This is a genomic window from Lentzea sp. NPDC059081, assembly GCF_042738015.1.
Lineage (GTDB): Bacteria > Actinomycetota > Actinomycetes > Mycobacteriales > Pseudonocardiaceae > Lentzea.
Map to the genome: position 1 here is coordinate 493,806 of NZ_JBHYGW010000004.1, position 14,344 is coordinate 508,149.

At 69.8% G+C, this 14,344-nt stretch carries 16 protein-coding genes; 7 read left to right on the forward strand and 9 right to left on the reverse strand.

Annotated elements, in window-relative coordinates; all coding sequences use genetic code 11:
- Positions 1–333: 333 nt before the first annotated feature.
- From ACFWV3_RS12810 to ACFWV3_RS12825, 4 genes are all read right to left on the reverse strand, one after another.
- Complete coding sequence (locus tag ACFWV3_RS12810) at positions 334–984, reverse strand: response regulator (RefSeq protein ID WP_382411255.1); 651 nt, start codon at positions 982–984, stop codon at positions 334–336.
- On the reverse strand, positions 981–2,585 hold the full coding sequence (locus tag ACFWV3_RS12815) for a sensor histidine kinase (RefSeq protein ID WP_382411256.1): 1,605 nt from the start codon (positions 2,583–2,585) through the stop codon (positions 981–983). The genes ACFWV3_RS12810 and ACFWV3_RS12815 overlap by 4 nt, the downstream gene beginning before the upstream one ends.
- Positions 2,586–2,659: 74 nt before the next feature.
- The gene (locus tag ACFWV3_RS12820) at positions 2,660–3,466 is read right to left on the reverse strand and encodes an ABC transporter permease (protein WP_382411257.1); all 807 of its coding nucleotides are present in this window, start codon (positions 3,464–3,466) and stop codon (positions 2,660–2,662) included.
- Positions 3,463–4,302 (reverse strand): ABC transporter permease, encoded by an 840-nt coding sequence (locus ACFWV3_RS12825; protein WP_382411258.1) that lies wholly within the window; start codon positions 4,300–4,302, stop codon positions 3,463–3,465. The genes ACFWV3_RS12820 and ACFWV3_RS12825 overlap by 4 nt, the downstream gene beginning before the upstream one ends.
- A gap of 44 nt (positions 4,303–4,346) precedes the next feature.
- Between ACFWV3_RS12825 and ACFWV3_RS12830 the strand changes: the two genes are divergently transcribed.
- The gene (locus ACFWV3_RS12830; RefSeq protein ID WP_382411259.1) at positions 4,347–4,886 is read left to right on the forward strand and encodes a TetR/AcrR family transcriptional regulator; all 540 of its coding nucleotides are present in this window, start codon (positions 4,347–4,349) and stop codon (positions 4,884–4,886) included.
- Entirely contained in the window at positions 4,861–5,973 is a 1,113-nt protein-coding gene (locus tag ACFWV3_RS12835; protein WP_382411260.1) for a cytochrome P450, read from the forward strand. The genes ACFWV3_RS12830 and ACFWV3_RS12835 overlap by 26 nt, the downstream gene beginning before the upstream one ends.
- On the opposite strand, the gene ACFWV3_RS12840 is transcribed toward ACFWV3_RS12835, so the two are convergent.
- On the reverse strand, positions 5,960–7,096 hold the full coding sequence (locus ACFWV3_RS12840) for a spermidine/putrescine ABC transporter substrate-binding protein (protein WP_382411261.1): 1,137 nt from the start codon (positions 7,094–7,096) through the stop codon (positions 5,960–5,962). The two genes, ACFWV3_RS12835 and ACFWV3_RS12840, sit on opposite strands and share 14 nt — an antisense overlap.
- Positions 7,089–8,228 carry an ABC transporter ATP-binding protein gene (locus tag ACFWV3_RS12845; RefSeq protein ID WP_382411262.1) on the reverse strand — a complete coding sequence of 380 codons (1,140 nt, stop codon included), beginning with the start codon at positions 8,226–8,228 and terminating at the stop codon, positions 7,089–7,091. Before ACFWV3_RS12845 ends, ACFWV3_RS12840 begins: the two co-directional genes overlap by 8 nt.
- Before the next feature lie 155 nt (positions 8,229–8,383).
- Between ACFWV3_RS12845 and ACFWV3_RS12850 the strand changes: the two genes are divergently transcribed.
- Positions 8,384–8,641, forward strand: coding sequence for a DUF2631 domain-containing protein (locus tag ACFWV3_RS12850; RefSeq protein WP_382411263.1), 258 nt, complete (start codon positions 8,384–8,386; stop codon positions 8,639–8,641).
- Here ACFWV3_RS12850 and ACFWV3_RS12855 read toward each other — a convergent pair.
- The gene (locus ACFWV3_RS12855; protein WP_382411264.1) at positions 8,638–9,540 is read right to left on the reverse strand and encodes an NADP-dependent oxidoreductase; all 903 of its coding nucleotides are present in this window, start codon (positions 9,538–9,540) and stop codon (positions 8,638–8,640) included. The two genes, ACFWV3_RS12850 and ACFWV3_RS12855, sit on opposite strands and share 4 nt — an antisense overlap.
- A gap of 103 nt (positions 9,541–9,643) precedes the next feature.
- Here ACFWV3_RS12855 and ACFWV3_RS12860 point away from each other — a divergent pair, with 103 nt between their 5' ends.
- From ACFWV3_RS12860 to ACFWV3_RS12870, 3 genes are all read left to right on the forward strand, one after another.
- Positions 9,644–10,000 carry a winged helix-turn-helix transcriptional regulator gene (locus tag ACFWV3_RS12860; RefSeq protein WP_382411334.1) on the forward strand — a complete coding sequence of 119 codons (357 nt, stop codon included), beginning with the start codon at positions 9,644–9,646 and terminating at the stop codon, positions 9,998–10,000.
- A gap of 284 nt (positions 10,001–10,284) precedes the next feature.
- Positions 10,285–11,460 carry a ricin-type beta-trefoil lectin domain protein gene (locus ACFWV3_RS12865; protein WP_382411265.1) on the forward strand — a complete coding sequence of 392 codons (1,176 nt, stop codon included), beginning with the start codon at positions 10,285–10,287 and terminating at the stop codon, positions 11,458–11,460.
- Between the two features lie 119 nt (positions 11,461–11,579).
- The gene (locus tag ACFWV3_RS12870; protein WP_382411266.1) at positions 11,580–12,071 is read left to right on the forward strand and encodes a beta-class carbonic anhydrase; all 492 of its coding nucleotides are present in this window, start codon (positions 11,580–11,582) and stop codon (positions 12,069–12,071) included.
- Here ACFWV3_RS12870 and ACFWV3_RS12875 read toward each other — a convergent pair.
- Both ACFWV3_RS12875 and rlmN read right to left on the reverse strand, forming a co-directional pair.
- A complete protein-coding gene (locus ACFWV3_RS12875; RefSeq protein WP_382411267.1) occupies positions 12,068–12,496 on the reverse strand; it encodes a hypothetical protein in 429 nt (142 codons plus the stop codon). The two genes, ACFWV3_RS12870 and ACFWV3_RS12875, sit on opposite strands and share 4 nt — an antisense overlap.
- Before the next feature lie 156 nt (positions 12,497–12,652).
- Complete coding sequence (gene rlmN, locus ACFWV3_RS12880) at positions 12,653–13,759, reverse strand: 23S rRNA (adenine(2503)-C(2))-methyltransferase RlmN (RefSeq protein ID WP_382411268.1); 1,107 nt, start codon at positions 13,757–13,759, stop codon at positions 12,653–12,655.
- 188 nt (positions 13,760–13,947) lie between these two features.
- Here rlmN and ACFWV3_RS12885 point away from each other — a divergent pair, with 188 nt between their 5' ends.
- Positions 13,948–14,343 (forward strand): PadR family transcriptional regulator, encoded by a 396-nt coding sequence (locus ACFWV3_RS12885; protein WP_382411269.1) that lies wholly within the window; start codon positions 13,948–13,950, stop codon positions 14,341–14,343.
- Position 14,344 lies beyond the last annotated feature (1 nt).

A 14,344-nucleotide genomic window follows, 5' to 3' on the forward strand; every position in this document is an offset into this window, starting at 1 on the left:
TTTGTGGTCCGTTGTTGGGAGGGGGGGGGTTGTTTTGTTTCGGGTGGGTTGCGCGTCCTTTCTTTCGTGGTGGTGGGTTTCGCAGAAACAGGGAGGGGGGGGCTCCGGGACAACCAGCACGACCTCGCGAACCCCCGCATTCCGGGAGAGTGAGCTGGGGCCAAGGCCTCGGGCTCGGGCCTGACCTGGTTCCTGGTCGGCTGCGTCATTCGCCGCGCGTCCTCAGCCTCTGCCGCGCGTCCGTGCCCAGGTTGCGGCCGACCCTGGGCCGCGCGCTCGGCCACGCGGTCCCGCCCCCACTGGCCCGCGCTTGGCCTTGCGTGCGTTGGGTGACTAGTTCGCTATGCCTGCGTCCCGCGCCAGCAGGGCTGCTTGCACTCGGTTCGTCAGGCCCAGCTTGGCCAGGAGGCGGGAGACGTACGTCTTCACCGTTGCCTCCGACATGTGCAGGCGGGCGCCCACGTCGGCGTTCGACATGCCCTGGCCCAGCAGTGCCAGCACCTCCACCTCGCGGTCGGTCAGGCCCTCGACGGCCTTCTGCGCCTCCTGGCGCTTCGGCTGGCCCGAGGTTGCGACCATGCCCACGACGCGAGAGGTGACCATCGGCGAGAGGTAGGCCTCGCCGTTGTTGACGGCGCGCACGGCCCGTAGGAGTTCCTCGGGTGCGGAGTCCTTCAGCAGGAAGCCGGCGGCGCCGTCGGACAGCGCGCGCACGATGTTCTCGTCCTCGCCGAACGTCGTCAGCATCACGACGCGCACGGACGGTGCGACGACGCGCAGCTCCTTCGCGCACGCCAGGCCGTCCATCCGCGGCATGCGGATGTCGAGCACCGCCACGTCGACTCGGCGTTCGCGGACTATCTGCAGCGCCTCGCGGCCGTCGCCCGCCTCCGCCACCAGCTCGATGTCGTCGGCGGTGCCGAGGATGGCCTTGATGCCCGCTCGCATCAGCGGCTCGTCGTCGGCGATGAGCACCCGGATCATGAACCGTTCCTCTGCACGTGGATCTTCTTCTCGACCAGCTTGCCGTCCCGGAAGCAGAAACGCACCACCCTGGTGCCCTTCGCGAGGTACGACTGCTCGTCGGTGATGTGGTAGACGCACCGCGCGCCCGGCGGCTCCCGGGTGGCCTGCGACTTGCGTTCACCGTCTGCCACCAGGGGTTCGTCGCCGGACGGGAGCAGCTTCATCACGTCCGCCTCGGACTGGCCCACCTGGATCCGGTCGAGGTTCTCCTGCGACACGACCTCGGTCACGGGCTGCGTGCCGAGGTAGGTGAAGCCACCGATGATCACGGCCAGCACCAGCGTCGCGCCCGCGATCGAGCCGACGCCCGCCCACTTGCGGATGCCGCGCGGCGACTCGGTCTCGTCCTGCTCGTCCTCGGGCTCGTCCGGCAGCGGGGCTTCCTCGTACGGGAGCACGGCCGCGATCCGGAAGCCCCCGGACGGCAGCCCTCCCACGTGCAGGATGCCGCCGGCCAGGCGCACGCGTTCGGTGAGGCCGATCAGGCCGACGCCCGGCGCACCCCCCGGCGAGCCGTTGCGCGACGGGTTGTTGCGCACCTCCACAACCAGTGCGTCCGGCTCGTACTTCACCGTCACCTGCACGGCGGCGCCCGGTGCGTGCTTCGACGCGTTGGTGAGACCTTCCTGTGCGACGCGATAGGCCGCATGAGACACACGGGACGGCAACGGGTGCGCCTGCCCACCTCGGACCAGACTGACCAGCACACCGGCCTTGCGCGCGTCGCCGACCAACGAGTCGATGGACTCCACGGTCCGTGTCGCGGGGTCGTCGTCGGGGCCGTCCTCGGCTCGCAACACCCCGATGATCGCCCGTAGCTCCTCCATGCCCGTCAACGCCGCCGAGCGCAGCACCCCGATCGCCTCGCGCTGCTTCTCCCCCAGCGACGGGTCCATCGCCAGCGCGCCGGCGTGCACGGAGATCAACGACAGCCGGTGGCCCAGGCTGTCGTGCATGTCCTGCGCGATGCGGCTGCGCTCCCGCAGGCGCACCTGCCGCGACAACAGCTTGTGCTCGCCCCGCATGCGCGCCTCGCGGTCCCGCATCGCCTGCACGAGCGCCTCGCGCTGCGCGAGGTACCGGCCGACGAGGAACGGCAGCGCCACGCCCACGCCGAAGATGGTGATCAGGATCAGCATCGCGTAGACGGGGTCGAGGTCGATCGGCCGCGCTTCCCAGTCCCACATCAGCACCACGACGACGAGCGTCAGCGTCGTCGACACCACGGCCTTGACCCACGACTCGATCCGGCGCCCGGCCGTGTAGCTCAGCACGACCATGAACGCCGGCCCGCCGAACGGGATCGCCGCGCCCGCGATCATCAGCGTCGCCGGCAGCAGGTGCCGCGCCGGCAACAGCACGACGTAGGCGGCGACGTACGCGACGACCGTCCAGCCCGCCGCCCTGGTCTCCGCCCACGGCCCCGGCCACAGGTCCAGCAGGATCGCGGCGACGAGGACGAGCAGGTCCCCGATCAGCCGGACCGGGGTCAGCGTCCGGAACCGGGCCAGGGTGTCGGCGAGGAACGCCTCTCCCCTGGCCCGCAGAACAGTAGTCACGCCCTCAAGCTAACGAGACGTCCCATGTCCGCGCGGCACGCTGGAGTATCGAATCCGCAGCGACGAAAGTTGACTCAGACCAGCACGGCCGCGCGCCCGGCTCGCCGCGCCCGCCACGACGCGACCACCACACCGGCGACCAGCAGCAGTGCCGTCGCCGCCACCATCACCGTCGACAGCGCCACGATCTCCGGCGAGATCCCGCGCTTCGACGCCTGCGCGTAGACGAACACCGGCAACGTCGTCGACCCGACACCGGTCAGGTACGACGAGATCACCACGTCGTCGAACGACAGCAGGAACGCGAACGCCGCACCGGCCACCACCGCGGGCGCCACCAGCGGCAGGGTGACCGTCCGGAACGCGACGAACGGCGACGCACCGAGGTCGGCCGCCGCCTCCTCCATCCGAGCGTCCATTCCGGACACCCGCGACCGCACCACGACGACCACGAAGCTCAGCGAGAACGCCACGTGCGCGCACAGCAGCGGCCCGAACCCCAGCGGCACACCGACGAGCTTCACGAAGAACCCCAGCATCGCCACGCCCATGACGACCTCGGGCACCACCAACGGCAACGACAGCAGCACCGTCCACAGGCCACGGCCGGGGAACGCCCGCCGCAGCCCGAACGCCGCCAGCGTCCCGATGACCGTGGAGATCACCGCCGACGCCAGCGCCAGCTCCAAGGTCAGCCGCAGCGAGGCGAAGACCCGTGTGTCGTCAGCGAGCTCCGCGTACCACCGCAGGGAGAACCCGCTGATCCGCGACAGCGACCGCGACGAGTTGAACGACGCGATGGCCAGCCACGCGATCGGCGCGTAGAGGAACAAGAAGACCAGCGCCACGACCGCGCCGAGCACCCACGGACGACGGTTCACAGCACGTCCTCCCCACGCCGTCCGCGCAGCACGAGCACGACGACCACCAGCACGAGCAGCAGCACGGCCATCGCCGACCCGAGCGGCCAGTTGTTGCCGCCGCGGAACTGGTCGTCGATCACCGACCCGAACGTCGACTGCCCGACCCCGCCGAGCAGCTTCGGCGTCACGAAGTCGCCCGCCGCCGGCACCAGGACCAGCAACGACCCGGCCAGCACCCCGCTCGTCATCCCCGGCAGCACGACCCGCAGGAACGTCGACACCCGCCCGTGCCCGAGGTCGTACGAGGCCTCCACCAGCCGGAAGTCGAACCGCTCGCACGCCACGTACAGCGGCAGCACCATGAACGGCAGAAACCCGTACGTCAGGCCGAGCACCACCGCGCCGTGCGTGAGCAGGAACCCGCCGTCGCGGCCGAGCCCTGCCCAGCCGAGCACCGTGTTCACCAGGCCCTCGCCGTCGAGCAGCGCCTTCCACGCGTAGATCCGCGCGAGGTAGCTCGACCAGAACGGGATCAGCACCGCCGCGAGCAACGCCGTCCGGTACCTGCCGCCGTGCCGGGCGATGAACCACGCCAGCGGGAACCCGAGCAGCAGGCACGCGACCGTCGTGGCCACCGCGTACAGCAGGGTCCGGCCGAAGATCGGCAGGAACGCCGGGTCCAGCGCCGTCAGGTAGGCCTGCGCGGTCCACGGCAGCACCGCCCGCGCCACCCCGGTGTTCCTGGTCGCGAAGCTGAACTCGACGACCACCACCAGCGGCGCGATCAGGAACAACCCGAGCCAGATCCCGGTCGGGGCGAGGAGGCCGGTGGCCTTCAGCCAGCGTCGGAGCACGAACGCACATCCTGCCAGCTGAACATCCGTGTACCGTTGCGAACATGAGTGTTCACCTCCTGCAGACGGCGACATCGGTGCTGCTCAAGGACCCGACGGCGTCGCTGAGCGACGTCGCGCGGGCGGCCGGTGTCGGCAGGACCACACTCCACAAGCGCTACCCGACCAGGGCGGACCTGATCCGCGCGGTCGCGGGCGAGGCTCTCGACCTCGTCGACGCGGCCATCTCGAGCGTGGACCTCGGCACCGACGAGGCGGTCGACGCGCTGATCGCGAAGCTCGTGCCGCTGGGGCCGCGCGTCGAGTTCCTGCTGCGCTTTCCGAACCTGCAGGACGACGAACGCCTCAGCACGCGCCTCAACACCATGGACCAGCCGGTGATCGACCTGATCACCCGGTTGCAAGGCACGCGGCTGCGTGCCGACCTGCCCGCGTGGTGGATCACGCAGATCCTCTACACCGGCGTCTACAGCGCCTGGGAGGGCATCGCCGCCGGGCGGCTCGCGCCCCTCGACGCTCCCCGGCTCGTGCTCACGACCTTCTACCAGGGGGTAGGCCATGCTGGAACAGCTGACCGGACATGAAGACCCGCACCCGATCTACGAACGGCTGCGCGCGCACGGCCCGCTGACGCGCGACGGGGGCATCTGGGTCACGACGAGCCACCCGCTGGCCAACAGGATCCTGCGCGACCGGCGGTTCGGCGTCCGGCCGACCGGCGGCGCCCACGTGCCCGGCGGCAGCCTGCTGCCCGAGTCGTTCCTGGAGCAGGACCCGCCCGACCACACCCGGCTGCGCAGGCTCGCCACGCCCGCGTTCAGCCCGAAGAAGATCGACGAGTACCGGGCCCGCGTCGAGAAGGTCGCCGACGCGCTCCTGACGCGGGACGAGTTCGACCTCATCGAGGACTTCGCGGCGCCGCTGCCCATCTCGGTGATCAGCGACCTGCTGGGCATTCCCGAGGAGGACACGGCGGAGTTCGCGGACTACGGCGCGCTGGTCGCCGCGTCGTTCGACTCGGGCGTCACCGCGGAGATGGCCAACGCCAACGACAAGGTGCTCGCGCTGTTCGACCGGCTCATCGCGCAACGCCGCCAGACGCCGGGTGACGACGTGATCAGCTCGCTGGTCGCCGCCGAGGCTGAGCAGAGGCTGACCGCGCGGGAGATGCTCGGCACGCTGGTGTTGTTGCTGGTCGCGGGCTTCGAGACCACGGTGAACCTGATCGGCAACGCCACCCGCGCCCTGCTCGACCACCCCGCGCAGTGGCGGCTCTTCCTGGCCGACCCCGACCTCGCACCCGCCGTCGTCGAGGAGACGCTGCGCTGGGCGTCGCCGGTGCAGCTGACCAGCAGGATCGCGCACGAGCGGGTCGACGGGATCGGCGAGGACGAGTGGGTGACGCTGCTGATCGGCGCCGCGAACCGCGACCCGGAGGTCTACCCGGAGCCGCACAGGTTCGACGTGATGCGCGTGCACAAGCCGGAGCACCTCGCGTTCTCCAGCGGCATCCACTACTGCCTCGGCGCCACGCTCGCGCGCATGGAGGGCGACGTGGCGTTGCGCGCGTTGGCCCGCCGCATGCCGGACCTGCGGCAGACGGGTCCGGCGACGTTCCGCGACTCGGTGGTGATCAGGGGGATGAGGTCGTTCCCCGTCAGCCGGTCTTGACCTTCGTCCAGGCGTCCGCGTAGAGCGCTTCGGCGGCGCCGCCGAGGTCCTTGGTGAACGGGAGCTTCGCCAGCTGCTCCGGCGGCGGGTAGACCACCGGGTCGTTCAGCAGCTCCTTGTCGACCAACGGCTTCGCGGCGGCGTTGGGGCTGCCGTACCGGACGGCGTTGGACAGCGCCGCGCCCGTCTCCGCGCCGAGGATGAAGTCCATGAACCGGTGCGCGTTGGCGGCGTGCGGCGCGTCCTTCGGGATGACGAGCAGGTCCACGTAGGACAGTCCGCCCTCGGCCGGGATGGCGTAGCCGATGTCGTCGCTGGCGGCCCGGGCCTGGAACGCGTCGCCGGAGTACGACTGGGCGAGCCGCACCTGACCGGACGTGAGCGGCTCGATCACGTCGGAGTTGATCTGGCCGAGCTTCTTCTTCAACGACAGCAGGAAGTCCACCGCTTCGTCGATCTGTCCCGGATCGGTCGTGTTCGGGTCGTGGCCGAGCTTGAGCAGCCCGATCGCCATGCCGTCGCGGGCCTCGTCGAGGATCGAGCTGCGGCCGAGGGCGTTCGGCAGGTCGAAGGCGTCGAAGCCGGTGACCTCGCCGCCGATCTGCGACCTCGAGTACGCGAGACCGGTCGTCCCCCACGCCCACGGGACGGAGTACCGGTTGCCGGGGTCGTACTCGGCCTCCACGAACCGCTGCTCCAGGTTGCGCAGGTTCGGGATCGCGTCGTGGTCGAGCGGCTGCAGCAGGCCCGACCGCAGGAACCGGCGCAGGAAGTTGTCGCTCGGCACCACCAGGTCGTAGCCGGCCTGGCCGGACGCGATCTTGGCCTCCATCTCGTCGTTGGTGGAGAAGTTGTCGTAGGTGACCTCGATGCCGCTGACCGCGGTGAAGCCGGGCAACGTCTCCGGCGCGATGTAGTCGGTCCAGTTGTAGAAGTTGAGCTTCGGCTCGTCCTGGAGGTTCACGGCCTCGCCCGCGCCGCCGGTGCCGCCGTCGTTCGCGGGAGCGGGACCGACCGCGCACGCCGCGAGCGCGAAGAACGCCATCGAGCCCAGCATCGTGCGCCGGGTCACCCGCGGGCTGTCCACGTCCCACAGCCGGGCGATCCGGACGTGCTCAGCCATCGGTGTTCTCCAGCAGCACGGTGAACTCCGGGTCCCACGCCATCCGCACGGCCTGGCCGGGCGCGCCCGCGTCGTCGATGCGCCGGGCGTTCTGCACGAACGCCGACAGCACGCCGCCGGGGGTGTCGACGACGAACTGGGTGGAGACGCCCGTGTAGACGACGTCCTGCACGACGCCTTGCAGCACGCACCAGCCCGTCGGCGGTCGCGCGGTCTCGTCGAACAGGTGCACCTTCCCCGGGCGCACGGTCGCGGCGACCTTCTTGCCGTGGCTGACGCTGCCGCCGAACTTGGCGCGCAGGTTCGTGGCACCGGGCGCCGTCAGCGCGACCAGTCCACCGTCCACACCGGACACCTCGGCGTCGAGGATGTTGGACGTGCCGATGAACCCGGCGACGAACCGGGTCGCTGGCCGTTCGTAGACGTCCTCCGGGTAGCCGACCTGCTCGATCCTGCCCCCGTTCATCACGGCGATGCGGTGCGAGAGGACCAGCGCCTCCTCCTGGTCGTGCGTGACGTAGAGGAACGTCGTGCCGACCTCGCGCTGGATGCGCATCAGCTCGATCTGCAGTTCCTTGCGCAACTTGGCGTCGAGGGCGCCGAGAGGTTCGTCGAGCAGGAGCAGCCGCGGACCGGCGGCGAGCGCACGGGCGATGGCGACGCGTTGTTGCTGGCCACCGGAGAGCTGTGCGGGCCTGCGCTTGGCGAACTGCGAGAGCCGCACGAGCTCGAGGTGCTCGCCGACGCGCTTCTTGAGCTCGGCGCCGCGGACCTTCTTGCGCTTCAGGCCGTACGCGACGTTGTCCCACACCGTCATGTGCGGGAAGAGCGCATACGACTGGAAGACCGTGTTGACGTCCCGCCGGTACGGAGGAACTCCCACCATGTCGTTGCCGTCGAGCTCGATGCGGCCCTCGTCGGGGTCGACGAACCCGGCGATCATGCGCAGGACCGTGGTCTTGCCGCAGCCGGACGGGCCGAGCACCGAGAAGAACTCGCCCTCGTGCACGTTCACCGAGACCCCGTCGACCGCCACCTGGTCGGCGAAGCGCTTGCGCACTCCGTGCAGACCGATCTCGACGGGGGCGAACGTGTCCGGGGCGGAGGCCTCGGCGGGAGAGAAGCCGGTCAAGTCGAGGTGCCTTCACGAGATCGGACGGGTGGGCCGCGCCGAGCCTAGACCGGCGCGACCTGGCCCGTCAGTCGTGCGCGCGCGACCTCACACATCCGTCCCGACCCACATGTGCGACGATGACGGCGTAATCCGGATGAGCAGTGGAGGAAACCGTGGCTTCGTCCTCGGAACTGGACAAGCGTCCTGCCGTCGACCCTCACGAGGAGCCGTCGGCCGACTGGGGCTGGCACGGCACGCTGCCCAAGGGCACCCGCATCGCCGGCTGGCTGTCCGCGGTCTTCTGCTTCCTGATGTTGATCGGCAACCACCACGGCAAAACCGAGAACATCTTCCTCATCGCCGCCGGTGTCACGATCATCGCACTGCTGGTGTGGGACGCCGCCCGTCGCAAGACGTCCTGGCGCCGCTAGACCTCCAGCACGATCTTGCCCTGGGTGCGGCCCGTCTCGCCCAGGGCATGCGCTTTTCCGGCGTCCTCCAGCGGGAACGTGGCGTCGACGTGCACCCTGAGCTCGCCCGACTCGACCAGCGCGGTGATGGCCTCGAGCCCAGCGCGGTCGGGCTCGACCAGGATCGGGCTGGTCCTGATGTCGTCGCGAACCGGCCTGTCCACTCCGGACGGAACGCCGACGAACAGCCCGCCGGGCCGCACCGGCGCCGGTGAGGCACCACCGACGAGATCGACCACCACGTCGACGTCGGTCCCCTCGTAGTCGCCCTTCGTGTAGTCGACCACCTCGTCGGCACCGATGTCCTTCAGGAACCCGTGCTTGGCCTCGCGGGCGGTGCCGATGACGTACGCGCCCCGCGCCTTCGCGATCTGGACCGCGAGGTGGCCCACACCGCCGGCCGCCGCCGTGACCAGGACCTTCTGCCCCGGCTGCACGTCCGCGGTGTCCTTGAGCACCTGCCACGCGGTGAGCGCGGCCAGCGGCAGTGCGGCCGCCTCGACGTGCGTGATGCCCCGCGGCTTCCTCGCGAAGTGGCGGGAGGGCGCCGTGACGTACTCGGCGTAGGCGCTCGCGGCGTGCGGGAAGCGCGGCATGCCGTAGACCTCGTCACCCGGCTTGAGCGTCGTCACACCGAAACCGACCTCCTCGACGACGCCGGAGACGTCCCAGCCGAGGACGAGCGGGAAGCTCTGCAGCCCGGCCATGCCGCTGCCCGCACGGGTCTTCCAGTCGACCGGGTTGATGCCCGCCGCGTGCACCCTGACCAGCACCTCCGTGGGCACCGGGGTGGGCTTGGGCACGTCGCCGAGGGTGAGGACTTCCTGTCCGCCGAACTCGTTCTGGGTGATCGCTCGCATGCCACCAAGTCTGGGAGACCTGGTCACTTTCGGCAATCAGGCACTATTTAGTGCACTGGGTACCTGGTAGAAACTACCTGTGATCAGGGACGTTTACCTCAAGATGTGTCCGTGCCGCGACTTGCTGGACATGGTCGCATCCAAGTGGACGGCGCTGGCGATCGGTGACCTGGAGGACGGGCCCAAGCGGTTCGGCGAGCTGAAGCGCCGGTTGGACGGCATCAGCCAGAAGATGCTCACCCAGACGCTGCGGACGCTGGAACGCGACGGGCTGATCACGCGCACGGTCTACCCCTCGGTGCCGTTGCGCGTCGAGTACGAGCTGACCGAACTAGGTCGCAGCGTCACCGCGCCGCTGGCCGCGCTGCGGGTGTGGGCGCAGCAGAACTACGAGGCGGTCGCCGAGGCGCGCGAGACGTTCGACAGCGCGGCACCCGTGGGTCTGGAACCCGTCAGCTGAGGACCCGGCCCCGCGGGAACACAGGCGGACGAGGACGACGTCGTGCGGTCGTCGGAGTTGGGGATCTTGCAGCTGTACAACGGTTTCGTGCTCGGCTCGGGGTTCGCGAGGAGCCTGCCGAGGCGACCGGCGTTCTTCGCGGAGACCGCGCCACCAGACCTGTCCTGTTCTGTCCGCTGACAGTCCGTGCCTCGTTCGCTACCGTTCGAGATGGTCTAGACCGCTAACCCTGCCCTCGCTCCTCAAGGCGGTCTTTCATGTCTCTTGGCGTGTTGTTAGCGGCATTGACCCTGCTCAGCCCTGTTGTCGACGACCTGCCGAACGAGTTCCGGCAGCCGACGGCCTCCGACGTCTCCATCCAGTCCGTCGTCTGCGACGGCGATGGCACGAGCGGCAAGCGCGTGCAGGCCGTGTACGTGCGCGGCGACCAGTCGGCGGACCGGTACTCGCAGCTCGTGGGCCAGTTCCAGACGTTCGCCGACCAGATCGACGACTCGTTCGTCGAGGCGGCCTCGCGGCTGGGCGGCGGCGTCCGGCACGTGCGCTTCGTGACCAACTCGGCCTGTCGCGCGGTCGTCGACAACGTTGTCGTGCCGCAGTCGGCGATGTCCTCCCCCTCCGCGATCGCCGACCAGCTCGCGGCCCGCGGCTACAACCGCACCGACCGCAAGTACCTGTTCTGGTACGACTCCAGCGGCTGCGGCCTGGCCTGGGGCGCGCCGGGCGACGACCGGCCCGGCAGCGACAACGGCTACAACTCCGGCCCCTCGTACGCCTCGGTGGGCACGAGCTGCTGGACGTGGCAGGCCAGCGGCCACGAGCTGCTGCACACCCTGGGCGCCGTGCAGCGGTCCGCGCCGAACTCCACGCAGTTCGGTCACTGCTGGGACGACGAGGACATCATGTGCTACGACGACGGCGGCATCCCCAACCCGCCCGGTGGCCTGGTGAAGGTCTGTCCCGGTGCGCCGGAGAACCAGATCGACTGCAAGGGCGACGACTACTTCCACACCAACCCCGCCTCCGGCTCGTACCTGGCGACGCACTGGAACGTGGCGCGCAGCCAGTTCCTGATCTCGTCCGGCAGCAGCGGCGGCACGATCGTCGGCATCGGCGGGAAGTGCGTGGACGTCAGCAACTCCGGCACCGCCGACGGCACCGCGATCCAGCTCTGGGGCTGCAACGGCACCGGCGCTCAGCAGTGGACCCGCAACGGCGACACGTTGCGCGCCTTGGGGAAGTGCCTGGACGTGTCGAACTCGGGCACGGCTGACGGCACCGTCGTGCAGCTGTGGGGCTGCAACGGCACCGGCGCCCAGGCGTGGACGCGCTCCGGGACCACGCTGCGCAACCCGCAGTCCGGCAAGTGCCTCAACACGGCCGGCGGCTCGTCCGCCGACGGCACCAGGCTGGTGATCTGGTCGTGCAACGGCACGGCGAGCCAGAACTGGACCCTCTGAGAAATGTCGGCCCCCGCTTGTGTCCGAGTGGGGGCCTTTCTCATCCCCTGGGCACTGTTGCAGGTATGCGCATGCGGCAGTTGGCTCAAGCCATACGCCCAGGCGAAGGGACCCGCACCATGTCCGTCACCGACGAGCTGCTCGCCAACAACGCCACCTACGCCGCCCAGTTCAGCGGCCCGCTCCCCCTGCCACCCGCCAAGCACGTCGCCGTCGTGGCCTGCATGGACGCCCGCATCGACGTCTACCGCGTGCTGGGCCTGCAGGAGGGCGAGGCACACGTCATCCGCAACGCCGGCGGCGTGGTGACCGAGGACGAGATCCGGTCGCTCGCCATCAGCCAGCGCCTGCTCGGCACGCGCGAGATCATCCTGATCCACCACACCGACTGCGGCATGCTGACGTTCACCGACGACGACTTCAAGCGCTCCATCCAGGAGGACGTCGGCGTCAAACCCCCTTGGGCCGCAGAGGCTTTCGGCGACCTGGAGGAGGACGTGCGACAGTCGATCGCCCGCATCACCGGCAACCCGTTCGTGCCGGTGAAGGACTCGGTCCGCGGCTTCGTGTTCGACGTCGCGACCGGCGCGCTGACGGAAGTGAAGCCCTAGACGCAGGCCCAGCAGTAGAGCTGCTCGCCGTTCTTCACCGCTTCCACCGCCAAGGCCTTGAGGTCGCGCAGGGTCTCGGCGAGCACAGCCGGCTCGAACCCGTCCAGTTCCTCGATCCCCGCCCACCTCACCGCGACCTCGTCCAGGTCACCGGCGGCAGCGAGCGCGTCCCGCAGACCGTCGGTGACGGCGAGGACCAGCACCTCACCGTCGTGCTCGATCGCGAGGCCCTGAGCCCACTGGGGATCCTCGCGGACGTCGTCCCAGCTACGGCCGGTCAGCAGCCCTTCGAGCTGTCCCATCACGACGGCCGGGTCGAGCGACTTGGTCTCCACCGTGGGAAACCGCTGCAGCGGCCCATCGGCGATCGCCTCCGCCGCCACCTCGTCGGACGGCGCGGAGAAGTAGTCGTACATGACACCCATGTGTCGCAGTCCCCTCAGACGTGCACGCGATGCTCGTCGCAGTAGACCACGTGCAACCACTGCCAGTGCTGCCGGTCCTAGGTGATCGCCGCGCGGCAGGTCCCTGTTCTCGCGGTGACGCAACCGCCCGTGCTCAGGTTCCGGCCCGAAGCGGGCTCAGCCCTCCGTCGCCAGCTGACCGCACGCAGCCGCGATCTCCTGCCCACGCGTGTCCCGCACGGTGCACTCCACACCCTGCTCCCGCACGCGCCGCACGAACTCGCGCTCCACCGGCTTCGGCGACGCGTCCCACTTCGAGCCCGGCGTCGGGTTCAGCGGGATCAGGTTCACGTGCACCAGCTGGCCGAGGTGCTTGCGCAGCTTCTTGCCGAGCAGGTCGGCCCGCCAGCCCTGGTCGTTGATGTCGCGGATCAGCGCGTACTCGATGGACACGCGGCGGCCGGTCTGGTCCGCGTACCCGCGCGCAGCCTCCAGCACCTCGGACACGTCCCACCGCGTGTTCACCGGCACGAGCGTGTTGCGCAGCTCGTCGTCCGGCGTGTGCAGCGACACGGCCAGCCGCACCTGCAGCTTCTCCTCGGTGAGCTTGCGGATCGCCGGCACCAGGCCGACCGTCGACACCGTGACGGTGCGCTGGGAGATGCCCAGGCCGTCCGGCGCCGGGGCGGTGATGCGGTGCACGGCCTCGATCACGCGCTTGTAGTTCGCGAGCGGCTCGCCCATGCCCATGAACACGATGTTCGACAGCCGGCCGGGGCCGCCGGGCAGGTCGCCGTCGCGCATCGCGGCGGCACCGAGGCGTACCTGGTCCACGATCTCCGCGGTCGACAGGTTGCGCTGCAGGCCGCCCTGGCCGGTCGCGCAGAACGGGCACGCCATGCCGCAGCCCGCCTGCGACGAGATGCACAGCGTCGCGCGGTCCGGGTAGCGCATCAGCACCGACTCGATGAGGGTGCCGTCGTGCGCGCGCAGCAGCGTCTTCGCGGTGGTGCCCTCGTCGGTGGTGACCTTGCGCACGACCGTGAACAGCGGCGGCATCAGGTCGGCGACGAGCTTGTCGCGCGTGGCGGCCGGGATGTCGGTCATCTCGGCCGGGTCGACGGTCAGGCGGCTGAAGTAGTGGTTCGACAGCTGCTTCGCCCGGAACGGCTTCTCACCCAGGGCCGCAACGGCGTCGGCACGTTCGGCGGGCGAGAGGTCGACCAGGTGGCGCGGCGGCAGGCCGCGCTTGGGCGCGTCGAAGACAAGGGGAAGCGAGGTCATAGCACATCTAGTGTCCCACGAACTTCGGGCACACAAGACCGTTGCATCGCGATAGTTTCCGATATATCGTTAACGACATGATGATGCGACCACACCACAGAGATCACCACCACAGGCATCGCCACGGTCCCTTCGGGGGCGGTGGCAGGGGCGGCGGCCGTCAAAGGCGCGGCAACGTCCGGGCGGCCGTGCTGTCCTTGCTGGCAGAACGGCCGATGCACGGCTACGAGATCATCCAGGAGATCGCCAGGCGCACCGGCGGCGTGTGGAGCCCGAGCCCCGGCTCCGTCTACCCGACGCTGCAGATGCTCGCCGACGAGGGCCTCGTCTCCGCGGAGGAAGAAGGAGGCAAGAAGCTGTTCACCCTCACCGAGCACGGCAGGACGGAGCACACGGCCCCGCCCTGGCGCGACATCGACATCCAGCTCGACCCGGTCGACGGCGAGCTGCGCACCGCGGTCCGGTTGCTCGGCGCCGCGATGGAGCAGATCTCCCACGCCGGCACGCCCGAGCAGAAGGCGCGCACGGTCGAGCTCTACAACGAGCTGCGGCGCAAGCTCTACGCCATCCTCGCCGAGGAGTGAG